Annotated in this window: 21 protein-coding genes and 1 pseudogene; 11 read left to right on the top strand and 11 right to left on the bottom strand. The window is 40.3% G+C overall.

The features are described 5' to 3' along the window. Positions 1–4: 4 nt before the first annotated feature. The 11 genes from HZA08_12810 (at position 5) to HZA08_12760 (ending at position 11086) form a co-directional block, all read left to right on the top strand. Positions 5–1849 (top strand): HEAT repeat domain-containing protein, encoded by a 1845-nt coding sequence (locus HZA08_12810; protein ID MBI5194303.1) that lies wholly within the window; start codon positions 5–7, stop codon positions 1847–1849. Between the two features lies 1 nt (position 1850). Further along, on the top strand, positions 1851–2705 hold the full coding sequence (locus tag HZA08_12805) for a protein-glutamate O-methyltransferase CheR (protein ID MBI5194302.1): 855 nt from the start codon (positions 1851–1853) through the stop codon (positions 2703–2705). Between the two features lie 4 nt (positions 2706–2709). Further along, positions 2710–3090: a response regulator gene (locus tag HZA08_12800; GenBank protein ID MBI5194301.1), complete on the top strand. Its 381-nt coding sequence runs from the start codon at positions 2710–2712 to the stop codon at positions 3088–3090. 17 nt (positions 3091–3107) lie between these two features. Next, positions 3108–3476 (top strand): chemotaxis response regulator CheY, encoded by a 369-nt coding sequence (gene cheY, locus HZA08_12795; protein ID MBI5194300.1) that lies wholly within the window; start codon positions 3108–3110, stop codon positions 3474–3476. Positions 3477–3496: 20 nt separating this feature from the next. Further along, positions 3497–4648: a protein phosphatase CheZ gene (locus tag HZA08_12790; protein ID MBI5194299.1), complete on the top strand. Its 1152-nt coding sequence runs from the start codon at positions 3497–3499 to the stop codon at positions 4646–4648. Positions 4649–4662: 14 nt separating this feature from the next. Further along, a complete protein-coding gene (locus tag HZA08_12785) occupies positions 4663–6525 on the top strand; it encodes a chemotaxis protein CheA (GenBank protein MBI5194298.1) in 1863 nt (620 codons plus the stop codon). A gap of 19 nt (positions 6526–6544) precedes the next feature. After that, complete coding sequence (locus HZA08_12780) at positions 6545–7591, top strand: chemotaxis response regulator protein-glutamate methylesterase (protein ID MBI5194297.1); 1047 nt, start codon at positions 6545–6547, stop codon at positions 7589–7591. Positions 7592–7631: 40 nt separating this feature from the next. Next, the gene (locus HZA08_12775) at positions 7632–8078 is read left to right on the top strand and encodes a chemotaxis protein CheW (GenBank protein ID MBI5194296.1); all 447 of its coding nucleotides are present in this window, start codon (positions 7632–7634) and stop codon (positions 8076–8078) included. A 157-nt stretch (positions 8079–8235) separates the two neighbouring features. Then, complete coding sequence (locus HZA08_12770; protein ID MBI5194295.1) at positions 8236–9111, top strand: HDOD domain-containing protein; 876 nt, start codon at positions 8236–8238, stop codon at positions 9109–9111. Continuing rightward, positions 9111–10784 carry a methyl-accepting chemotaxis protein gene (locus tag HZA08_12765; protein MBI5194294.1) on the top strand — a complete coding sequence of 558 codons (1674 nt, stop codon included), beginning with the start codon at positions 9111–9113 and terminating at the stop codon, positions 10782–10784. The genes HZA08_12770 and HZA08_12765 overlap by 1 nt, the downstream gene beginning before the upstream one ends. Continuing rightward, on the top strand, positions 10784–11086 hold the full coding sequence (locus HZA08_12760; GenBank protein ID MBI5194293.1) for a hypothetical protein: 303 nt from the start codon (positions 10784–10786) through the stop codon (positions 11084–11086). The genes HZA08_12765 and HZA08_12760 overlap by 1 nt, the downstream gene beginning before the upstream one ends. Before the next feature lie 122 nt (positions 11087–11208). On the opposite strand, the gene HZA08_12755 is transcribed toward HZA08_12760, so the two are convergent. The 11 genes and pseudogenes from HZA08_12755 to HZA08_12705 all read right to left on the bottom strand — a co-directional run bounded on the left by HZA08_12755 (position 11209) and on the right by HZA08_12705 (position 22600). Further along, on the bottom strand, positions 11209–11577 hold the full coding sequence (locus HZA08_12755; protein ID MBI5194292.1) for a response regulator: 369 nt from the start codon (positions 11575–11577) through the stop codon (positions 11209–11211). Beyond that, a complete protein-coding gene (locus HZA08_12750) occupies positions 11574–12062 on the bottom strand; it encodes a chemotaxis protein CheD (protein MBI5194291.1) in 489 nt (162 codons plus the stop codon). Before HZA08_12750 ends, HZA08_12755 begins: the two co-directional genes overlap by 4 nt. After that, positions 12059–12652, bottom strand: a complete 594-nt coding sequence (locus tag HZA08_12745; protein MBI5194290.1) for a hypothetical protein — start codon at positions 12650–12652, stop codon at positions 12059–12061. The genes HZA08_12750 and HZA08_12745 overlap by 4 nt, the downstream gene beginning before the upstream one ends. Then, positions 12633–14441: a chemotaxis protein CheA gene (locus HZA08_12740; protein ID MBI5194289.1), complete on the bottom strand. Its 1809-nt coding sequence runs from the start codon at positions 14439–14441 to the stop codon at positions 12633–12635. The genes HZA08_12745 and HZA08_12740 overlap by 20 nt, the downstream gene beginning before the upstream one ends. Positions 14442–14633: 192 nt before the next feature. Further along, complete coding sequence (locus HZA08_12735; protein MBI5194288.1) at positions 14634–15713, bottom strand: chemotaxis response regulator protein-glutamate methylesterase; 1080 nt, start codon at positions 15711–15713, stop codon at positions 14634–14636. Between the two features lie 14 nt (positions 15714–15727). Then, positions 15728–16624 carry a protein-glutamate O-methyltransferase gene (locus HZA08_12730; GenBank protein ID MBI5194287.1) on the bottom strand — a complete coding sequence of 299 codons (897 nt, stop codon included), beginning with the start codon at positions 16622–16624 and terminating at the stop codon, positions 15728–15730. A 236-nt stretch (positions 16625–16860) separates the two neighbouring features. After that, a complete protein-coding gene (locus HZA08_12725; GenBank protein MBI5194286.1) occupies positions 16861–17349 on the bottom strand; it encodes a purine-binding chemotaxis protein CheW in 489 nt (162 codons plus the stop codon). 15 nt (positions 17350–17364) lie between these two features. Beyond that, entirely contained in the window at positions 17365–18495 is a 1131-nt protein-coding gene (locus tag HZA08_12720) for a hypothetical protein (protein MBI5194285.1), read from the bottom strand. A 538-nt stretch (positions 18496–19033) separates the two neighbouring features. Beyond that, positions 19034–21751: a chemotaxis protein CheA gene (locus HZA08_12715; protein ID MBI5194284.1), complete on the bottom strand. Its 2718-nt coding sequence runs from the start codon at positions 21749–21751 to the stop codon at positions 19034–19036. A gap of 166 nt (positions 21752–21917) precedes the next feature. Continuing rightward, entirely contained in the window at positions 21918–22283 is a 366-nt protein-coding gene (locus tag HZA08_12710; protein ID MBI5194283.1) for a response regulator, read from the bottom strand. Positions 22284–22294: 11 nt separating this feature from the next. Next, positions 22295–22600: pseudogene (locus tag HZA08_12705) on the bottom strand (STAS domain-containing protein). Positions 22601–22890: the final 290 nt, after the last annotated feature.

Raw genomic sequence — 22890 nt, 5'->3', positions numbered from 1 at the left:
TGCCATGACAATGATAACAGATACAGATATAACACAATATTTAGAACAAATGAATGATGAAGATAGTTCAATCCGGAGAGAGGCTATTGAAGCCCTCTCAGGGATTATAGACGGGAGGATATTATATCCTCTGGTCAAGTCATTACAGGATGAAGATATTGGTATTCAGCAGGCTGCGATGGATGCCTTGATTGCTTATGATGACGAGGCTGCTGTTTATAACGTTCTCCCTTTATTGTTTGACAGTCGTGTAAATGTACGGAATATAGCACAAGAGATATTGGAGAAGATTGGTGCTGCCGGAGTAAGGCTTATAGGGCTGCATATTAAAGATAAGGATGAGAATGTAAGGAAGATGATTGCAGATATTCTCGGAAAGTTAAATGTTCCGGAGGCCGGTTCAATTCTGCTTGAAATGCTGAATGACCACAACAGCAATGTTAGAAGCTCAGCAGCAGAAGGGCTGGGAAGGGTAGGAGATTCAACAGCAGTGAGTCATCTTATTACATTACTTAATGATGAGGCATGGGTAGCATTTTTTGCAGCAGGGGCACTTGGTAAAATAGGAGACAGCAGGGCAATAATGCCTTTACTGGAATTTATAAAATCATCGGATGTTGATTTACAGATAACTGCTATAGAGGCTCTGGGACAGATAGGTTCTGAAGATGCAGCAATTGCACTGATTTCGGGAATTGATTCTATCCAGCTTGATGCCATCAAATCCGCAATTGAAAACATTATAAAGATTACACACGGAAATATAGAAAAGGTTACAGAAAAGATTGGTAAAGACCGCCTGATAAAATATATAGTTGATATTGTAAAACATAATGAAGTTTCAGACCTGGTTCATAAATTCGATTTTATTCAGGCACTCTCAAAATTGAACACATCCGATAGTTCTACATACATACTTAAATTGGTGTCTGATGTAGATCCTGAAAATATAGAATTGGTTGACATATCAGTTGAGGCATTAAAGGGGTTAAATGATGAGGACATACTGATTCATGCATTAAAGAATGAGAGTAATACAGGGGTTATGGTTTCGTTACGTGCACTTGGTATTATCAAATCATTAAAATCTGTTCCTAATATTATAGAGATATTTGAAAGGGCAGACCGTGATATCAAGATTGAAATTATTTCTGCATTAGCAGGGATAGGCGGAAAGGAATCAATAAAATTCTTACATGATATGGTTTCTTTTGATGAAGGTCACATCCGCGCTGCAGCAGCAAGAGGGCTGGGTCTTATAGCATCACCGGATTCAACAGACATACTGATGAAACGGATCGGCATGGAAGAATATCATGATGTTGTCGAAGAAATTGTAAATGCCCTGACAGCAATAAATAATAAAAATAATATACCGTCAATTTTACAAGGTTTTATTTCATACCTGACATCAGAGAAATCCTTTGTAAGGGAGATAATAATAAATGCACTGGCTGTTTCAGGTAATCAAAGTGCATCAGAATATATAGAATCCCTGATTAATGATGAAAACTGGCGTGTAAGAAAGGCGTGTCTTGAGGCTATGTGCATGTTAAATAGTAAAGGATTATTTGACGGACTCATTGCCGGAGTCTCAGATGAGAAGGATGAGGTCAGGATGGTAACAGCAAAGCTGGCGGCAAAATATTCAGAGGATCGTTCTGTTGATCTTTTAATATCACTTCTGTCCGATAGAAATAGCCGTATCATAACGAAGAGCATCGAAGGGCTTGTTTCACTCAATGCAAAAAAGGCAATCCCGTATTTAATGGAACTGTCCGGCAGCGGAGACACTTTTATAGGAAACTCTGCAAAGGAAGCAATCTCCATGATATCAGGTAAAAAATAATATGATAGCAACTAAGAATATTCAAATGAGTGAGAAGGTGTTTGTTGCCTTAAGAGATCTTATATATCAAAAGAGCGGCATATTTTTCCCTGACAACAAAAAATATGTGCTTGAGACAAGGCTCGTAAGGAGGGTAGATGACGCTGGATTTGAGAGTTTTGAGAAGTATGTTGATTTTCTAAGGAGTGACCCTAAAAGGGAACAGGAGCTTTCAGTACTATTTGAGATTATAACGACTAATGAGACCAGTTTCTTCAGGGATATGAATCAATTGCAGGTGTTTGAGGTCGGCATCTTAACAAAACTGATTAAACAGATTGAGGGCAACGGAGTAAAAAAACTTAGACTCTGGAGCGCTGCATGTTCTACGGGTGAAGAACCTTATACAATGGCGATGCAGACATTAAACCGGGTTCAAACCGGTTTAAGTTCCGATTGGGATATTGAGATACATGCAACCGACATAAGCGAAGGGGTCTTAAATTCTGCAAGAAGAGGAGATTACAATGATTATTCTATTCGCAATGTTCCTCCACAGTATCTGGCTAAATATTTCAGTAAAAACGGCAATGGAAAATACAGCATCAAACCGGAGGTCAAGAAGCTGGTAAAGTTCAGTAATGTAAATTTGTTTGATAGCATGAAACTGCGTGTATTCAAGGGAATGCACATTGTGTTCTGCAGAAATGTCCTTATCTATTTTGATGAAGCATCTAAAAAGAAGGTTGTTAATAGTATCTACGATTCATTGTTGCCCGGGGGATATTTGTTCATAGGGCATGCAGAATCGTTATTTAATATCTCAAGGGCCTTTAAGCTGGTTAATATTAACAATTTACTGGTATATCAAAAGTAAAACTATGGAAAAAAATATATTAATTGTAGACGATTGCAGGACCACAAGAAGTATTATCTCGCTTTATCTAAAGAGTGCGGGGTTTAAGACTGTAATGGCGGCAAATGGAGTTGATGCTGTGGAGAAGCTGATGAACACAGAGGTAGACTTTATAATTACAGATTTAAACATGCCTCAGATGGATGGGATTGAATTTACTAAATGGATTCGTACAAATTCAACAATCCCGGATGTACCGCTTATAATATTGACAACAGAGATTGATGACGTAAGCAGGGCCAAAGGTTTAGATAACGGTGCATCAGCATTCCTGAATAAACCTGTTTCCAAGGAGAAACTTGTAAGTGAGATAAATATGATCTTAGAAAGAGCTAAGGGAGGGTAATTATGCTGGACCTAAAGATGAAGATATTGGTGGTAGATGATTTCTCTACTATGCGCCGGATAGTTAAAAACATTCTGAAACAGATAGGTTTTTCAAATATTGACGAGGCAGAAGACGGTAACAATGCATTACTAAAATTAAAGCAGGAGAAGTTTGATATGGTTGTTTCCGACTGGAATATGCCGAATATGACCGGACTAGATCTCCTCAAAGCTATTCGTTCTGATAGTGTAATTAATAATATGCCTGTACTTATGGTAACAGCAGAGGCAAAGAAAGAAAATGTGCTTGAGGCTATTCAGGCAGGCGTCAATAATTATGTTGTTAAACCGTTTACTGCTGATACATTAAAAGACAAGATAGAAAAGATATTTGATAAGCGATAACTTACCGGAGGATCCAAATCATGCAGGCCCAGAAGGAGAATGGAAATATTAAACAGCTTGTAAGTTTTACTGTCGGTGAAGATAAGTTTGCAATTGAGATATCGGATATTCATGAGATAAACAGGTTTGAACATATTAACAGGATACCTGATATGCCGCCTCATTTTCTTGGTGTAATAGATTTGAGGGGGGCTGTGATACCTGTCGTCAATCTTGCAGATAAGCTTGGGATACAGAATCAGGATATTTCCAAAGACACAAGGATTATCATTGTCGGATTTAATGGAGATAAAATAGGCATTCTTGTTGATGGCGTCTCAGAGGTAATCCGTACATCAATAGAAAGCCTTGAAAAACCGCCGTCTGTATTCAGGAGCCTTAATTCAGAGTATATCTGCGGTATTATAAGGAATAACAAACAGCTCATTATTGTCCTTGACCTTCCAAGATTATTTAAAGAATCTTTCTCCATATTCTCTGAACAACCGCAGTTCTCCCCAGAAGAAATTAACCGACCTCATCAGGATAATATTGTGCACGAAGTCCAAAATAATGATGTTCAAAATAATGATGTAATTAATAAGATAGTTGAAGTGACTAAGGCAATGGCTGAGGGCGATTTTCATCAGGAGTTAAACGAGAACCTGTATGGTCAGATAGGAGAGTTGGCAAAATATATTAATTCTACTATTAAGAAACTACAGGCTGTTGAACCTAATATTGCTTCGGTTTCCGATAAAATCCCGGAGGCATCTCTCCAGTTATCTGAGATCTCAAAATTTACAGAACAAGCTACGCATACTGTAATGGGGCAGGTAGAACAGGTACTCGATAGTCAGGACTCAATACTCAATCACATTGAGGGATTAGAAAAAGGGGGAGATGTAAAAAAGGCGGCCGGTGAAATTAAACAAATAGTGATGGATAACAAAGAGGCGATGATGGATATTATAACCGGTCTGTCTTTTCAGGACCTTACCGGTCAGAAGATAAAAGTAATTGTGGGGCTTATTGAAGAGGTTGAAAAGAGGATACTTCAGCTTATTGTAGCCTTTGGTCTTAAATCAAAAGATAATGTTGAAGAAAATATCCAGCAGATTGAATTTAAGGATAATACTACATTAAAACAGGATGATGTTGAGAGTATTTTAAAAGAATTCGGTTTTGTCTAAACATTGGAGGAATAATGGAAGATTCACTGCCGCAGGATGAGATGCAGGAACTGATTAATGAATTTATTGCTGAGACAGATGAGATGTTAGAAGGGCTTGATCAGTTTTTTCTAAAACTTGAAGAGACTCCCGGAGACCTTTCCTTAATTAATGAGATATTCAGGGCAGTCCACAGTGTAAAAGGGTCAGCCGGATTCCTCGGATTTAACCGCCTCGTAGATGTAGCTCATCAGGCTGAAAATGTATTGAATAAAATGCGGCAGAAGGAGATGCAGGCTACCCCTGAGACTATTGATATAATCCTTGAGGCAGTTGATGTCTTAAAGTCCCTGATGAAAGAGATAAAAGAGAGTTCCGGTGGAACTTTAATAAATATTGAACCAATTAAAATGAAGTTATCACTTTTGCTGGAATATTCATGTACTGCTAAAAGCGGGAGTGAGGCAGTAGAGACAACAGAAGTTAGAAGTAAGATGCAAGAAGTGAGAAGCAAGAAGGAAGAAGTCGAAAGTCAGAAGCAAGAAGCAAGAAGTCAGACGGAAGATGCAAGAAGTGAGAAGCAAGAAACAGAAGATAGAAGTCAGAAGCAAGAAGTTAGAAGTGAGAAAGAAGAACAAGGCATATTAAACAAAAGCGAATCTAAACAAAAACCGGAGACTGAGGAGAAATCAGGGGATCATGAAAAGGATAAGACTCTAAGGATTGATACAGAGAGATTGGATCAGGTAATGGACCTTGTCGGAGAACTGGTTCTAAGCAGAAACAGGCTGAGCAAAATACTCTCTGAGATAGAGCAATTGTATGATGGAGATGATAAAATTAAGTCACTAATTGAAACAGCATCAAACCTGAATCTTATTACAACTGACCTTCAATTATCAGTTATGAAGATGCGGATGGTGCCAATCAGAAAGGTGTTTAATAAATTCCCAAGGCTGGTTCGGGATATTGCAAGAAAGGCTGATAAAAAGATTGATTTAAGAATTTATGGTGAAGCGACTGAAGTTGATAAATCAGTTATAGAAGAGATTGCTGATCCCTTGGTGCATATTGTCAGAAATTCGATAGATCACGGGGTTGAACACCCGTCGGAAAGGATAAAAAAGGGTAAACCTGATACCGGCACAATAACACTTGGTGCATATCAGGAGGGGAACTATATTGTTATAGAGATATCTGATGACGGAAAAGGGATTGACCCTGTTGTTGTCGAGAAAAAGGCAAGAGAAAAAGGCCTTATAACATCAAAAGATACACGTCTTTCTTCAAAAGAGATCATAAGTTTTATTTTTGAACCTGGGTTCAGTACAGCAGAAAAGATTACCGACATTTCAGGGAGAGGTGTTGGAATGGATGTGGTTAAAACTAACCTTGGCCGCATCAATGGAATAATTGATGTAAGTTCCGAAGTCGGTAAAGGAACAAAGATTAATCTGAAGATTCCTTTAACCCTAGCAATTATTCAGGTATTAATGGTAAAGACAAACGGTGAGATATACGCATTGCCCCTTTCCTGTATTTTAGAAACAGTCAGGGTTACGAGGGATTGTATTAAGACAATTGACGGTCAGGAAATATTGAATGTCAGAGACCGCCTGATACCGCTTGTGAGGTTGAGTGAAGTATTGGATATAGAGATGGACAGGAATAAAAAGGATTTGGTTTATGTTGTCCTTATGGCAATTGCGGAAAAGAGGATAGGTATTATTGTAGATGAGTTGTGTCATCAGGAAGAGGTGGTTATTAAATCAGTAGGTTCATATTTCTCAGATATTAAAGAGATCTCAGGCGCGACAATTACAGGGGACGGCAAGGTTGGACTGATATTAGATCCCGGTTCCCTTATAAATCAGCACCAGAATTTATCAAAAGTTTAATAAATAGAGGTTTACTCAGATGACTAACCCGATAAAAGTAATGGTAGTGGATGACTCTGCATTTATGCGGAGGGCAATTGTAGGGATGCTGAATGCTGACCCTGCTATACAGGTGGCAGGTGAGGCTATAAATGGCGCAGATGCATTAAAAAAGATTAAGACATTACAGCCGGACATTATTACAATGGATATAGAAATGCCGGTTATGACAGGGCTTGAGGCCCTGAAAGTGATAATGAAAGAGAACCCAATACCTGTAATAATGATAAGCTCTCTTACTGAAGAAGGCGCTAAAGAGACAATCAAGGCACTTGAATACGGTGCAGTGGATTATATTCCAAAACATATTACAGGAAATATTGCAGGCATAATTAATATTAAAGAGGAACTTATCAGAAAGATAAAAGCCCTTGGTGTAAAAAAGATAAAAATAACTCAGACCTCAGGAGCTGTTAAACCATATTCAACAATAGAACGTCCATCTTCACAAAGCAGGAGTAAAATAAAAGTGGTTGTAATCGGTGCCTCTACAGGAGGCCCAAAGTCCCTGCAGGAGGTAATACCGAGGCTGCCTAAAAATTTACCTTGCGGTGTATTGTTAATTCAGCACATGCTTCCTTTGTTTACAGCATCCTTTGCAGAGAGGATGAATGAGATAAGTCAGATAGAGGTTAGAGAGGCAAAGGAGGGTGATATAGTAAAGCCCGGTCTGGTTTTGATATCGCCTGGAGGTTTTCATCTTACAGTCAGGAGGAGGATTGGGGATGAGGTTTGTGTAAAATTAAGTAAAGAGCCGCCTATGCTTCACATGCCTTCTGTTGACATTGGAATCACCTCTGTTGTTGAGGCATATAATGAACATACACTCGGTGTAATATTGACAGGGATGGGACAGGATGGAAAAGAAGGCATTATGGCTGTCAGAAAGGCAAAGGGCAGGACACTTGCACAGGATGAGGAAACCTCAGTTATATTCGGGATGCCTAAGGCGGCAATTGACAGCGGATGTGTAGATAAGATAGTGCCGCTTGGAAAGATGGCTGAAGAGATAGTAAATGCATTATGAGTTTGTAGATTAGAACTGTGATTCAGGAGATTAGAACTATATGAAAACAGAAACCCTTATAGAAAACAATTTACAGTTAGTAACCTTCCGTGTCGGTAATGAGGATTATGGGATCCATATAATGAGAGTACAGGAGATTATCAGGGTAATAGATGCTGTTAAAGTCCCCAAGGCCCCTTCTTATGTAGACGGAGTTGTAAATCTCAGAGGGAAGATTATTCCAATAATAGATTTAAGGAAGAGGATGGGAAAAAACGTAACCTCGATCACAGAGGCATCGAGGATAATTATTGTAGATGCCGGAGGGAGGTTAGCAGGCTTGGTAGTTGATATTGTAATTGATGTAATTATATTAAACAGGGATTTTATTGAACCATGTCCTTCAATAGACAGTTCAAAAAGTTCTGATTATATTACCGGTGTCGGAAAACAGGAAGAAAGACTGATTACAGTTTTAAACCTTGATAACCTGCTTAAATTGCCATAAAAAATAATAGAAATTCCCCCTCACCCGGCCCCCCTCCTGCCTCCCCCCGCAAAGGAGGGGGGAGGAATTTGTTAGGAATTTAATTGCAGCTCTCCCGCCAGGGGAGAGGGTACATAGAATATTCCCCCTCCCTTGACGGGAGGGGGTTAGGGGGAGGGTGGGCTATGGAGATTTTCGTATGACTACTGTAGATGATGTTATACTCAGCAGTTGTGAGATCCCGCCGATGCCGAATGTTGCACATCAGATACTGGTAATGGTTGCCGACCCTAATACCACATCTGAGAAACTTCAGAAGGCCATATCTGTAGACCAGGCACTTGCAACGAGGATACTTAAGATTGCAAACTCCCCTTTTTATGGAGTTCCGCGTACTATCAGAACCCTTTCAACAGCCATCATGATACTCGGATTCGGCATGATAAGGAATATAGTCCTTGCAGTTGTGACCAAATCAATAAACAGAAAGGTCGGGCTGACTGAGGCAATGATGTGGGAACATGCCGTAGGTGTTTCTACTGCCTCGTTCTTAGTCGCAAAGGAGATACACTCTCCTGACCCTGAAGAGGCATTCTTAGCCGGTCTTTTGCATGACATTGGAAAGCAGATACTTAATAATCATGACCCTGAAAAATACATGCAGGTTATAGAGAAAAATTATAATGACAGCGTACCTTTTTATACTGCAGAGGAACAGTTATTCGGTTTTAATCATACTGAGGTCGGTGCACTGGTAGTTAAAAAATGGAAGTTGTCTGAAGAACTGGAGAATGCAATAAGATACCATCACAAAGGTTATATGGTGACTTTAAAAGAGTATCCTTTCTACGCCGGAAAAATATCTCTAATAGTAAATCTTGCTGATTTGTTGTGTCTTAAAATGGGGATTGGAACCAGGAAACCTATCGAGGAGATTGATATTGTTAATTCAGAGTCTGCGTTATTGCTTAAACTTTCTGAAGACAAATTAAAAAATCTGGTTGATGTTGTTTATAATAATTATCAGGCTGAAAAAGAAAAGTTCTGGTATTAATGAAAATTAAAAATAAGATACTATTAAGTTTCAGTATAATTGCAATATTATTGATTGCAACAGGAATTTATTCTTTCGTTTCTAACAGAAATACCCTGCTTGAGTCCAATTTTCTGAAAAATACCGCTTATGTCAATATGCAGGATTCTAAGAGTTTAATGGAAGACTTCAAATCTATCAGTGAACAGTTTTCTAATGCAGCGGCTATGTCGGATAGCAGAAGACTTTCAAAAACTGATGAACTGAACAGGCATTTCTTATCCCTATTAACTAAGATAAGAGGCAGTGAGAATGATAACCCTGAACATTTAAATAGAATTGATCGCATTGATAGGTTATATAATGATTTTTATAAACAGGGTGCCAAGCTTATTCTATCCTCACAATTTCAAATGACAAAGGAGGATCAGGGTACAAAAATATATCCCTCCCCCTTGATGGGGGAGGGTCAGGGCGGGGGTGAGCTGCGAGGCTTTTCTTATGAACAAAGAGAATTCAGCAATATTTCATCAAGGCTTAATCAGGAACTTGAAACATACATCAACAATGAAGAAGCTATGTTCAAGACTGCTATTGATGGTATAGGTAAAAATGCAAAGAAGAATGGGTTGGTAATAAATGTAATGATATTAGCCGCTGTTTTGGTTTGCATTGCAATGGCTTTTATGATTATCAATGCAGTTATAAAACCATTGCAGCAGCTCTCAGGTGTTTTTAAAGACATTGCAAGCGGTGAAGGAGATCTCAGGCGTAGATTAGATACAGACCGTAACGATGAAATAGGGGAGGTATCACAAGGGTTTAATAAGTTTGTTGATAAACTATCATCGGTTTTAATAAAGGTTGTTGAATTGACTCAAAAGGTAGGTTTTTCTGCCATGCAGTTGTCTGCCACAGCGGAGCAGATTTCAAAAGGTACACAGAATCAGAATATTCAGGTTACACAGGTAGCCTCAGCAATTGAACAGATGAGTGCAACAGTAGTAGAGGTTGCAAAGAATGCAGGTAAGGCAGCCGATTTTTCCAAAAAGGCATCTGATATGGCAGTAAAAGGAGGCAACATAGTATCAGAGACAGTAGGGGGGATGAGGAATATTGCAAAGTCAGTAGAAGAATCTGCTGTTACAATTGGAGAGCTTGGAAAGAGCTCTGATCAGATCGGAGAGATAGTAACGGTAATCAATGATATTGCTGATCAGACAAATCTCCTTGCATTAAATGCCGCTATCGAGGCGGCAAGGGCAGGGGTACACGGCAAGGGTTTTGCTGTAGTTGCAGATGAGGTAAGAAAACTTGCTGAGAGGACTACAAAGGCAACAAAAGAGATTAAAACCAAGATAGATGTTATTCAGAAAAGGACATCCGGTGCAGTAGATTCAATGAATAGCGGTAGAAAGGATGTTGAAGAAGGTGTTGGCCTTGCCTCAGAGGCAGGTGAGAGCCTTAATGCCATAATTGATATGGTTAAAAATGTCTCTGATATGATACAGCAGATAGCAGCAGCTACAGAAGAACAGTCTGCTGCTGCCGGAGAAGTGTCGGCGAATATGGAGGGCATATCTACTGTAACAAAAGAGGCATACTCCAGTGTAAGTGAGACAAGCAGTGCTGCACATGAGCTTTCAAAGATCGCCTCTGAGCTTCAGGCCATGACAAGCCAGTTTAAGCTATAATGTCGAACGTAAACAATATACACCAGATACTTACAAACATATCAAGTGTTGAAAAGGTTCAACAGGTTCAACAGCATTATGCACAGATAGAACAGTCCCGCCTCGAACATCAAAACCAGAAAGCATCAGAAAAAAAGACTAAAAAGATTGAGGATATTGCTCCTTCAGACAAAGTGGATATTAGTGTAAAATATGACAGGCAAAAAAATGAAGAGCAGAGCAACAAAGAAAAGCAGGAAGAAGATGAAAAAGAAAAGAATGACCCTTCAGAACAAAAACATCATATTGATATAAGTGTGTGAGGAAAATCACCCCCCATCCCCCCCTTAGTAAGGGGGGGGAAGTTCCTGATGTTCACAAAGGCCAACGGCAATCCCCCCTTTGTTCAAGGGGGGGCTGGGGGGGTGATTTTCGTATGACTCGTTCAAGCATACGACAATAGGTTTTTCACAGAGTTTATTACCCGGTCTTCCTCAAAAGGCTTAATAATAAAATCCTTGGCGCCGTACTTCAAAGCCTCCATAATCACCTTTTTCTGTTCAAGTGCGGAAATTACTACAATCCTTGCATTATTATCATAATTTAAAATATTGCGGATGGCATCTATGCCGCTGGATGATGTAAGGGTAATATCCATTGTAACAAGGTCAGGTTGTGTTTCCTGGTAGACATCAAAAGCCTGGTCAGCATCATCAGCCTCCCCCACTACTATATATCCGTTATTCTCCATGATATCCTTTAACATCATCCTTATAAGCATTGCATCATCTACTATAAGTATCCTGTTCTTCATTTTAATACCCCCTGCATGTTTGCACTAAATATAATAAATTTCCCGGTATCAAGATGAAACTCTATCCGCCTTCCGTAAGTCGCCCCGACATCCTCCTCGATTATTGGTATCCTCAGCCGGTCAAGTGTTTCCTTAACTATTGTTATATTGTTTGAGCCTATATCCAGTAATGGCGATGTGATTTTCTTAAACGGGAACATATTTGCACCGCCTGCTATCTTTGCAACAAGTTTATTTTTGGCAACCCCATATCTGTTCTCAATCGTAGTTATCAACAGAGGGATACCTGTATCGGCATATTTTGCCCTGTTACCGTCCTGGTTGTTCATCCTTGGCATCCGGGGTAAAAAAATATGGATTAATCCGCCGAGCCTTTCCTGGTTTGCATATAGCGCAACACCTACACAGGAACCAAGTATAGTCTTGAAGACAGCGGGTTCAGTTGAAACAGCAAGTTCACCAACGCCAATGTTAATAATTTTCATATTGAATTCCACGCGTTAATATCGTCCGGCAGCATTGAGAATATACCTTTTATTTCCTCATCATCTGAACTGAATGAGATCTGACAGCTTAATGCGTGTTCTCCTCTGATTGCAAATTGTGCGATTACAGATTCCAATATTGCACCACACAAGTCAGATGCTGTGACCGGAGATGAAGGATACATTTCAAGATTATAATTTGCCGCAATAGTATTTAAAAATGCTGTACCTATTATATTTCCTGTTTCTTCTATAACAGAGATTGTCAGATTATCTGAATCCAATACAGTGTCAATCTCTTTATGGAGGATTTTCTTAACAATGGTCAGTACACTCCTTTCATCAAAAAGGAATATAAGGTAACCTTCCATACTGCCGGAGACCCGGATAAGTATTGCTGTAACAATATCCTCAGGAGAGAATGACGGTTCAAGAAGTTTTGAATAATGGACTATTGATGCACTGGAGCTTGTTGCCTTTATTCTCATTCCTGTCCATTTGGAAAGTGCACCGGCAGTCTTATCAGCCCCAACCTTTGCAATCATGTCTAACCTGGCTATGCCATTATTATTAAGCATGGATTCTGTCATCAGGCACCCCTTTTTTAAGATATATTCGCAGGAGGAAATCAGTGTCCATAATTAATGATAATCTGCCCCCTGCTAAAATACCGACACCCAATATACCTACAACTCCTGAAAATGATTGTCCAAGGTGTTTTATCAGGATATCCTGTTCACCTATGATGTTGCTTACAGGTATTGCCGCTTTCACCTCTTCTTTGCTGATGATTACATGAGATGATATTGATTTGTCATCAGATTTTATATTAAGTATGTTATCTATGTCTGCTACCGGAACAGGTGATCCCCTGTATAGTAATAATGGCCGGCCCTTAACAGTCATAAATTCCTTTTCCCTGAAAGGTATAATCTCCATAATTGATTCAGATGGTATGGAATAAGTCTCTTTACCTATACAAACCTGTAGACACCGAATAATTGACAAGGTCTGTGGTATGGTAATCTTAACTGTAGTTCCCTTGGCTTTTACAGGGATTATTGCTATCTCTCCCTTTAATTCTTTTACATTCTCTTTTACAATATCAAGCCCCATTCCTCTGCCGGATATATCTGTTGCCTCTTCTTTTGTACTGAATCCAGGTATGAACAGGTAATCTATAATCTCTTTCTCACTTATTTTATCTATCTCATTTTTATCAGCAATTCCCCTTTTTATTAATTCATTTTTAACCTTTTCTATATCAATCCCTTTGCCGTCATCCTCAACTGTTATAGTTACAAAATGTCCTTCAAGTGATGCAGACAGTGTAATTACAGCAATGGGAGTTTTACCGCTCTTGATTCGTACTTCATCATCTTCAATTCCATGATCTACTGCATTTCTAACAATATGAAGCAATGGATTGAATAGTTTATCAACAATTGCCCTGTCTAATTCTATCTCTGCACCGTTTATAAGCACCTGAATGCACTTATTTGTTTTAATTGAAAGGTCGTGTATAACACGTTTAAGCCGTTCAAACATATCACCTGCAGGTACCATCTTGGTTCCCAATAGCCTGTTATGTATGTTTATTGAAAGCTTATCTGCCTTCCTTTTTACATAATTAATCCTGTGATTAACATCCTGTATCTCTTTATTTGAAGATATCCGGTCAATATAATCAGTTATTCTATCCAATTCTGATATCGTGGAAATCAGGTCACCTGCCATATCAATCAGATCATTAAGCTCAGATTCATCAATTCTGATGACATTCAGGCCGTGGTGCGGCTGTGTTATTGATACTTCATCCGGCGCTGACCCCATCCCCACCCTGACCCTCCCCTTGAAGGGGAGGGAATTTTCGATGTCCTTTATGAGCGGTACACTGTTCCTCCTCAAATCAGTATCCGGGAGGGAAATTTCCTCTCCCTCAGGGAGAGGATTAAGGTGAGGGTGGGGTTTATTCTCAGCAACTGTACATATTTCATTTAATTGAGATATAAGCTCATCAGGTTGAAAACCTGCTAAATTCCCTGATTCTGCCATATTAATAAGCTTTCGCATAGCATCAATAACAGAAAGAAGGATGCTTATAACGGTCTTGTCTGCAGAGATTTTACCTTCTTTAATAATTGATAATAAATCTTCTGCCTGATGAGATAGTTCACTGAAATTATGAAGTCCCATCATTGCTGATGAAGATTTTAAGCGGTGAAACAGACGGAAGATGGAGTTTATCGCGTCTATATCAAAAGGTGTTTTCTCAGTCTCAAGGACAAGGCTCTCAAGGGAATTGAGTTCCTCTGAGGTCTCATCAAAGAAAATCTGGCGGTATTTGTCAAGGTTCATCCAACAATCTCCATAGCTCACCCTCCCACTAACCCCCTCCCGTCAAGGGAGGGGGAATAAACGTTTGCCTCCCTCTCCCCCGGCGGGAGAGCTGCAATTAAATTCCTACCAAATTCCTCCCCCCTCCTTTGCGGGGGGAGGCAGGAGGGGGGCACGGTGAGGGGGCCTTATTTTCATCATCCTTTGAGTGCTGGAGGCTCATGATAGGCCATACTATGCCCCCACAGCCACCGGAATCCCTTTACTAAGCAGTTTAAATATTTCATCTGCAATGTTCTGAATTGGGGAGATGCTTTCAGCGGCATTAAGAAGTATTGCTTCCTTAGGCATACCAAATACCACACTTGTTTCCTCATCCTGTGCAATGGTTCTTGCACCGTTTTCTCTCATTGCCAGCAGGCCTTTTGCACCGTCAGCACCCATTCCTGTAAGGATAACACCGACAGCATTACTGCCGGCATATTTGGCTACTGATTCAAACATAACATCAACTGAAGGACGGTGGCCGTTTACCTGCGGGGATTGTTGTGTCTCTATGAAATATCTTGCCCCGCTTCTTTTTAACTGCATGTGAAAGTTTCCAGGGGCAATAAGTGCAAGACCTGGGATCACGCTGTCACCATGTACAGCCTCCCTAACCTCAATATGGCAGAGTCTGTTTAACCTTTCTGCAAAGGATTTTGTAAATTTTTCCGGCATGTGTTGTGTAATTACAATCCCTGGTGAATCAGCAGGCATTCTTTCAAGGACATGCTTTATTGCCTCTGTGCCGCCGGTTGATGCCCCGATAGCAATAATCTTATTTGTCGTCTCAATCATTGCACAAGAGACAACAGGTTTTACCTGACCCATTTTATTTTCAGATGCCCCAACCTTTTTTACTTTGACCTTTGATGCAAATTTTATCTTTTCAGCAAGAGTGCTTACCATCTTTTCAATCCCATCAGAGACGTCAATCTCAGGTTTGGTGATAAAGTCAATCGCCCCTGACTCAAGACAGCTTATAGTTAAATCTCCGCCGCGTTTGGTAAGAGAGCTTACCATTACCACAGGCATGGGGCGGTGTTCCATAATCTTTTTTAGAAAGGTAAGCCCGTCCATCCTCGGCATCTCTACATCAAGGGTTAATACATCCGGCAGCAATTGTATAATCTTGTCCTTTGCAACATACGGGTCAGGGGCTGAACCTACTACATCTATAAATGGAAACTGACGTAACCCGTTTACAAGAATATTTCTCGCAACAGCAGAGTCATCAACCACCAACACCTTAATCTTTCTGACTGAATTCATACCGGTTAACATACTTACTCTCCTCCTTTTTTATAAACAGCAGGCTTTATATATTTAAAAGGAGATTTAACCCCATTCAGGCTTTCAGAGTGACCGATAAACAGGTAGCCGCCGTCTTCAAGATAATTGTAAAACTTATTAACGATTCCTTCTTGTGTCTTTTTGTCAAAATATATCATTACATTTCTGCAGAATATAAAATCAAATTTTCCCTTAAATGGATAATTATCCTGGATCAGGTTTAATCTGCGGAAGGTTATAATATTATGGAGCAACGGTTTCACATAATAACAGGTTTTATTTTCAATCTTTTCTTTAGTAAAAAAAGTTTCAAGCAGGTTTTTCGGGATATCACTTACTTTTTCTTCCTCGTATATGCCCTCAGAAGCCTTCTTCAGGATATCTGTTGATATGTCAGTTGCAAGTATCTTAATGTCCCATCCAAGGGGATTTTCAATTAGTGGAAGGAGGGTAAGCCCAAGTGTGTATGGCTCTTCGCCTGAGGAGCATGCCGCGCTCCATATCCTTATCCGGCGATCATCTTTTTTCCGTTTGTTTGCTATAATGGCAGGGAGTACTGTCTGTTTAAGGAATTTAAAATGTTCTTCCTCTCTGAAGAACCTAGTAAGATTTGTTGAGATTGCATTAAGCATTGCAATCAGCTCTTCACCGGTAGAGTCATTCTTGATCAATCTAAAATACTGGGAGAAAGACTCACATTCAGTTTGTTTCAATCGTTTAATCAGGCGTGTCTGCAAAAGGTTTTTCTTTGTAGAATTCAGGTTGATTCCGGCGTTAGAGTAGATAAAGCCCCTGAACATCTCGAATTCCTGATCAGATATTTCTATATGATCAGAGAAACATTCAAAATTTGATATTGCAGGTTTAATTATTTGATCAAATGTTTTCATGTGAGAATCAACCCCATCCCCACCCTACCCCTCCCCTTGAAGGGGAGGGAATCAACATAGCTCCCTCTCCCTCAGGGAGAGGGTCCGGGTGAGGGTGGGGTTTTCATTGCCCTTTGTGAACCGAATGCTCATGCCGGTTCATTTGAAAATAATCTCCAGTTAGCAGTGAGCTGTAAGCAGGTAGCAGATTTATACCTGCCTTTTACTGCTCATTGCTTACTGTTTACTGCTTACTATTAAGTATTCACCACACCCAACTCATCAAGTGTAAGCACCTTATCTATATCAAGCAGTATCTTTACTTTCCCTTTAACCTTACCCATTCCGAGTATAAAGTCTGTTTTAATTGTGCTTCCGAGGGAAGGGGTTGGTTCTATATCTTTAGCAGTTATATCAAGTACCTCTGAGACAGTGTCAACAACAATGCCCATTAAGCGATTCTCTATGTCAACAACTATGGTGCAAGTCTCTTTTGTATACTCTATCTCAGGCATCCCGAATTTAAGCCTTAAATCAACTACAGGAATAACCTTTCCCCTCAGGTTTATAATACCCTTTATAAAATGTGGTACCTGCGGGACCGGTGTTATATCCATGAGTCCGATTATTTCCCGAACCCTCAGTATCTCCAGCCCGTACTCTTCATGATTCAACACAAATGTCAGATACTTTCCTTCAAGGGCTGAGACATCTGAGCTGTTGGTCTTTTCTAATGCAGTATCCATGTATTATCCCCCTTATTAAAATCCCTTGAATGATTCGTCATCCATTGGGATAGTATCTGTTTGAGTGTTATCATGTAATGCCTTTTTTGCAGATTTATGCTGAGAATGTTCACTCCGTGATGATGTGCCTGCAAAGGCATGTTTTTCATGCTGTTTTTTCTTTGTAAATGATTGGGTTAATCCTTTATATTTATGGGTTGTCCCCTCATCTGATACCCCAACTATTTGAGATAGGTCATCCACTATCTTTGTCAGGCTCTCTGCCTGTGCCGACAACTCTTCGCTTGCAGCAGCAGACTGTTCTGCTGAACTTGCATTCTGCTGTGTAACCTGGTCCATCTGGTTAACGGCAGTATTCATCTGATTAACACCTTCAGCCTGTTCCTGGCTCGCTGCTGCAATCTCTGCCACAAGGTCTGTTACCCTCTTTACATTGGTAACAATATTATTGAGAGAGTCGCTTACCTTTTTTGTAATCTCTGTCCCGTTAGTTATCTTGTCTACGCTTTCTTCAATAAGAGATGCGGTATCTTTTGCCGCAGATGCACTCCTCTGTGCAAGGTTCCTGACCTCTTCTGCAACCACAGCAAATCCTTTTCCATGCTCACCGGCCCTTGCCGCCTCTACTGCAGCATTTAGTGCGAGCAGATTTGTCTGGAATGCGATCTCTTCAATAACCTTTATAATCTTTGAGATCTTGTCTGAACTATCATTAATGGCAGACATTGCCCCTTCTAATTCTGTCATTGACTTTGCACCTTCATTAGCAGAGCTTCTGGTCTCCTGCGCAAGCTGATTGGCCTGTTTTGCATTATCAGCATTCTGTCTTGACATAGAGGCCAATTCCTCAAGTGTAGCTGAGGTCTCCTGCAGTGATGACGCCTGTTCTGTTGCACCCTGAGCAACCGACTGACTGGAGGAGGAGACCTGAGAAGATGCAGATGACATCTGGTTAGCAGTGTCAGTAAGGTCATTAACAGTGGTTGAGAGCAGCCTCCTGATGTTCTTATATAACAAGAGTGCGCTTGCACAACCGACTACTATACCAATTATTGAAAATAGAATTGCGAGGAATTCGGTTTTATTAGATAGGGCAAGGGTAGCCTTCTTATCCTGCTCCATAAGTGTCTGCTGGTTATCAATCATCTCATTCAGGTTTTCACGTATCTGCTTTGCAAGCGGTGCAGCCTTGGTTGCCAGTAAAAATACATCATATTTCATATTTTTCCCATTATTATCAACAAGCCTGTTTCCGGCGTCTGTATGTGCAATTGTCTCTACCTCTTTCTGGATTGTAATAAAATCTTCTGTCATGTCTTTTATCTTGTTTAGTCTGTCTTTATTCGCCTGGACAGTCCAGTTTAGTGAGAATGTATCAAGTTTTTTCAAATGGTTTGTCATCTCTTTAACAGCAGTTCCCCTGTCTTCCTTGAATTGAGGATTTCCTGTTAACAGGTATCCCCTCAATCCGGCCAATGATCCTTCCAAATGAGTTAAGACTTCGGATGAGTTGAGTACAGTTGGGTAACGTACGTCCAGGGTTTCCTCGGTGATTTTACCAGTCTTTGATACCATAATAGTTGTTACGATACCTATGATGGCCATCAGGAGTACAAGACTCCCAAAGCCTAATATGAGTTTTTTTCCTACTGTCATCTGCATCTTCTTACCCTCCTCTTAGTTATTATCGTTTTGCATATAAAGAAGCTTCTATCAGCCCACGTACATCCAAAATAAGCCCTACCTTGCCGTCACCAAGAATGGCGCCTCCTGCAATGCCTCTTACATTCTTGAATGTGTCACCAAGAGTCTTGATAACGACCTGCTGTTGTCCTATCAGCTCATCTACCAGGATACATGCACGCATTCCATCATTCTCTACAACAACCAGCAGTGCATCGCATGGATTTTTATGGTCATCTTTTTTATTGTAAAGGTTGTTAAGCCTCAATATCGGTAACAATGCCCCCCTGAGATTGCACAACTCACCTTTTTCCTGAACCGTAATTATCTCTTCCTTTTTAGGTCTTAATGATTCTTCTATAGAAAGTGTGGGGATTATATATCTTTCTATTCCGGTCTGGACAACCATTCCGTCTATAATTGCGAGTGTAAGCGGAAGTGTTATAGAGATGGTTGTCCCCTGGTCTTCTTTGCTCTGTATATCTATACGGCCTCGGAGTTTATCTATGTTTTTCCGTACCACATCCATCCCGACACCTCTTCCTGAAATGTCCGTGACCTTCTCTGCTGTTGAAAATCCGGGATAGAATATCAGTTGGTATATCTGCTGTTCAGATACATCCGTAGGATCATTTATCAAACCACGCTCAATGGCCTTTTCAATTATCCTTTCCCTGTTTAATCCCTTTCCATCATCCTTTATTTCTATAACAATATTCCCGCCCCTGTGGAATGCATTGAGATGCACAGTCCCCTTCTCAGGTTTCCCTTTATTCTTTCTCGCTTCAGGTGTTTCTATTCCATGGTCAACAGAGTTTCTCAATATGTGTACAAGCGGATCGCTTACCTCCTCTATCACAGTCTTATCTAATTCTGTATCTTCCCCTGATATTATAAGTTCTACATTCTTACCTGCCTTTTTTGCCGTATCTCTTACAACCCTCATCATCTTCTGGAAGGTCTGATTTAAAGGCATCATACGCATTGACATAACATGGTCCTGAATGTCTCTGGTAATCTTCCCAAGATGGGCAATGTCTTTGCTGACGCTCTGCCCTGACAGTTGTGTGATTGAAGAGTTCTGGCTTATCAATGTCTGGGTTATTACAAGTTCACCTACCAGATTTACAAGGCAGTCTACCTTCTCTATGTCAACCTTTATTGCATTTGCCGGACCTTTTGTGCCTGCCTTCTGGAGCTCCTGTATCTCTAATGCACTCTTTACCTTATCTTCAGGTAAAATACCTTCATCAACTAATATCTCACCAAGTTTTCTTTCCTGAAGACGCAGGGCCTTATTTAACTGCTCTTCACTAATGTCCCCGGTTGCAAGCAGGATTTCTCCGAGTTTAGGGGTGTTTTCTTTTATATGCTGGGCAGAATTAAGATTCGATAAGAAATTAATCCTGTGCAATAAGGGTTTTGTGCTTATTGATTCCTGTGCCGGATATTTGCTTAATTCAATATCCGTAAGTCCAAATTTTGCAGATATACCTTGCGGCAGGTTTAGACGGAGCTTTTTAACCGCATCCACTGTTTCAAGTAAGGTATCAATGATTATCTGATTGACGGCAATGGTACTGTTTCTAATATTATCGAGGAGTGTCTCAACAGAATGGCATAAATGGCCCAGCTCCTTAAATCCGAGGTACCCGCAATTTCCTTTTATAGTATGGAATGGTCTGAATATGTCATTAACAATTATAAGGTTTGTCTTATCCTTTTCTAATTTTAAAATGGAAGATTCAATGTCTTCGATATACGAATTAGACTCTTCCATGAATTCAAGGAATATATTCTTTAGCCCAATGGAGGATGTCACAGTTTCATGCAGGCCGGATTCAACTTCTCTGCTATCGTCTGACATGCCCCATTCATCTTCTTTATTTGCGGGGCTTTTAGATTCTATAGGGGTTACAGAGGTCAATTCTTCTTCTGTTAATAAATGTACTGTTATATCACCTATTGCAAGTGCGAACTCGAATATATCATTCAAAAAATCTATGGTTTCCGTAGTAGAGAATACCATCCAGATATCATCAAGATAGAGCATATAAGGATTAATTTCTTCAAGGGATGGGATGTGTTCAGTTGTACACCTGACTAACAGCACCTCACCGCCGAACGTCAGGTTTTTCAGGAGCACAAGCGGGTCCATACCTTTATAGAAACAATATTTACTAAGTGCGATAGAAATCTGATATACCTGCCTGCCTTCTCTTATTTGGTTAATGATGGTGCTTCGTTCATCTTTCCCCAATGTCCTGATAAACGCCCGGTTCATCCCCTCATCAGATGCCTTTTTCTGGACTACTTCAATATGTTCTTTTTTCGGAAGTAATGCCCGTATTTCGTTTACTGTATTTTCATAATTAACATTATTCTGTTCACTGCCGTTCTGGATATTAGTGATAATCTCTTTTATTTGGTCAGAACCTGTGAAAAGTGTATCTATCATCTTTTCAGATGTTACCTCACCAACCTCCTCCTTCCTCATGAGATCAAGAAGGTCTTCACATGCGTGTGCAAGTTTCTCAATAGAGTGGAATTCAAATATACTGGATGTCCCCTTCAGTGTGTGCATACTCCTGAAGATGGCATCCAGCGTCTCTTTATCACCGGGGTTGTGTTCAAGCTGGAGCAGGAGTTCATCCAGATTGCTTAATATGTCATCCGCCTCTGAATAAAAAGTCTCTTTTAATTTTTCAATATCTTCCATAGTGCCTTTCCTGAATCTTTCCTCGAAAACAACCCCATCCCCACCCTAACCCTCCCCTTGAAGGGGAGGGAATAAACTTAGCACCCTCTCCCCTGGCGGGTGAGGGGGTCTTATGTGTCTTGTTCCTAAATTCTATTAACTATTCACCATTCACTATCCACTGTCTTTACGGGCATACCTTCTTCACCACAGCAATTAATTGTTCTGGTTTAAACGGTTTTATGATCCAGCCGGTTGCCCCGGCGGATTTCCCTTCTTCCTTTTTCTCAGGCTGTGATTCTGTAGTTAAAACTATTATTGGTGTGAATTTGTGTGATGCCTGTTTCTTTATCTCTTTAATCAGGCTGATCCCATCCATATTCGGCATATTAATATCTGTGATAATCAGGTTAAACCTGCTGCCGTTTAATTTTGACACGGCATCCTTGCCGTCATTTGCAAGTACTACGTTATAACCCTCTTTTTCAAGGGTTGTTGCTATTGTCTGCCGCATAGTTACTGAGTCATCAACCGCGAGAATGCTTTTTGCCATTAATTAACCTCCTATTCAATCTTAAACAACCTATCCAGCATCAATGTCTCAAATACCTCTTTTACATGCCCGTGGGTAGAGGTTATCCTGAGATCACCGCCGATGTCTTTGAACTTTTTGTAAAATAAAAGCAGTTTTCCAATACCGTGGCTGTTGATGCTTTCTACTGCATTCATGTCAATGATCGCCTCTTTTTTCCCTGAGGTCAGTACCTCATACATGGTCTCCCTGAATTTCCTTGCAGCATCATCATTATCCAGGTCTCCATGTACTTCAACTAATGCCTTGCCGTTGTTCTCTCTGATTGTACATTCCATTTTTCAATCCTCCTTTTTTCAATAATAAGTTTATCAAAACGCTATAATTTGCGGTTCATCCGAAAATAACCTCCGGCGGGGTTGGAAAACCCCGCCTATCCATATCTACGAGGATAGGCGGGACTTTCTTGTCCCGCTGATTTTCATGGCCCTTTGTGAGCGCCCCGCTCATGACGGTTCATCCGAAAATAACCCCCCCATGCCCCCCCTTGAACAAAGGGGGGGATTGCCGTTGGCCATTGAGCACCAAAGGAACTTTCCCCCCCTTAACAAGGGGGGGCTTGGGGGGG

The sequence above is a fragment of the Nitrospirota bacterium genome, from assembly GCA_016212215.1.
Taxonomy (GTDB): Bacteria; Nitrospirota; 9FT-COMBO-42-15; order HDB-SIOI813; family HDB-SIOI813; genus JACRGV01.
The sequence above is the reverse complement of the archived record's forward strand: the minus strand, read 5'-3'. Positions and strand labels throughout refer to the sequence as shown.

Bases quoted from the DNA above. Each gene is read 5' to 3' on its own strand.
- HZA08_12725 (MBI5194286.1), bottom strand. From the start codon at position 17,349: ATGGATACTGCATTAGAAAAGACCAACAGCTCAGATGTCTCAGCCCTT.
- HZA08_12750 (MBI5194291.1), bottom strand. From the start codon at position 12,062: ATGAAAATTATTAACATTGGCGTTGGTGAACTTGCTGTTTCAACTGAA.
- HZA08_12760 (MBI5194293.1), top strand. From the start codon at position 10,784: ATGTCGAACGTAAACAATATACACCAGATACTTACAAACATATCAAGT.
- HZA08_12715 (MBI5194284.1), bottom strand. From the start codon at position 21,751: ATGGAAGATATTGAAAAATTAAAAGAGACTTTTTATTCAGAGGCGGAT.
- HZA08_12735 (MBI5194288.1), bottom strand. From the start codon at position 15,713: ATGAATTCAGTCAGAAAGATTAAGGTGTTGGTGGTTGATGACTCTGCT.
- HZA08_12805 (MBI5194302.1), top strand. From the start codon at position 1,851: ATGATAGCAACTAAGAATATTCAAATGAGTGAGAAGGTGTTTGTTGCC.
- HZA08_12720 (MBI5194285.1), bottom strand. From the start codon at position 18,495: ATGATTGATAACCAGCAGACACTTATGGAGCAGGATAAGAAGGCTACC.
- HZA08_12755 (MBI5194292.1), bottom strand. From the start codon at position 11,577: ATGAAGAACAGGATACTTATAGTAGATGATGCAATGCTTATAAGGATG.
- HZA08_12800 (MBI5194301.1), top strand. From the start codon at position 2,710: ATGGAAAAAAATATATTAATTGTAGACGATTGCAGGACCACAAGAAGT.
- HZA08_12745 (MBI5194290.1), bottom strand. From the start codon at position 12,652: ATGACAGAATCCATGCTTAATAATAATGGCATAGCCAGGTTAGACATG.
- HZA08_12810 (MBI5194303.1), top strand. From the start codon at position 5: ATGACAATGATAACAGATACAGATATAACACAATATTTAGAACAAATG.
- HZA08_12775 (MBI5194296.1), top strand. From the start codon at position 7,632: ATGAAAACAGAAACCCTTATAGAAAACAATTTACAGTTAGTAACCTTC.
- HZA08_12785 (MBI5194298.1), top strand. From the start codon at position 4,663: ATGGAAGATTCACTGCCGCAGGATGAGATGCAGGAACTGATTAATGAA.
- HZA08_12765 (MBI5194294.1), top strand. From the start codon at position 9,111: ATGAAAATTAAAAATAAGATACTATTAAGTTTCAGTATAATTGCAATA.
- HZA08_12710 (MBI5194283.1), bottom strand. From the start codon at position 22,283: ATGGCAAAAAGCATTCTCGCGGTTGATGACTCAGTAACTATGCGGCAG.
- HZA08_12780 (MBI5194297.1), top strand. From the start codon at position 6,545: ATGACTAACCCGATAAAAGTAATGGTAGTGGATGACTCTGCATTTATG.
- cheY (MBI5194300.1), top strand. From the start codon at position 3,108: ATGAAGATATTGGTGGTAGATGATTTCTCTACTATGCGCCGGATAGTT.
- HZA08_12790 (MBI5194299.1), top strand. From the start codon at position 3,497: ATGCAGGCCCAGAAGGAGAATGGAAATATTAAACAGCTTGTAAGTTTT.
- HZA08_12730 (MBI5194287.1), bottom strand. From the start codon at position 16,624: ATGAAAACATTTGATCAAATAATTAAACCTGCAATATCAAATTTTGAA.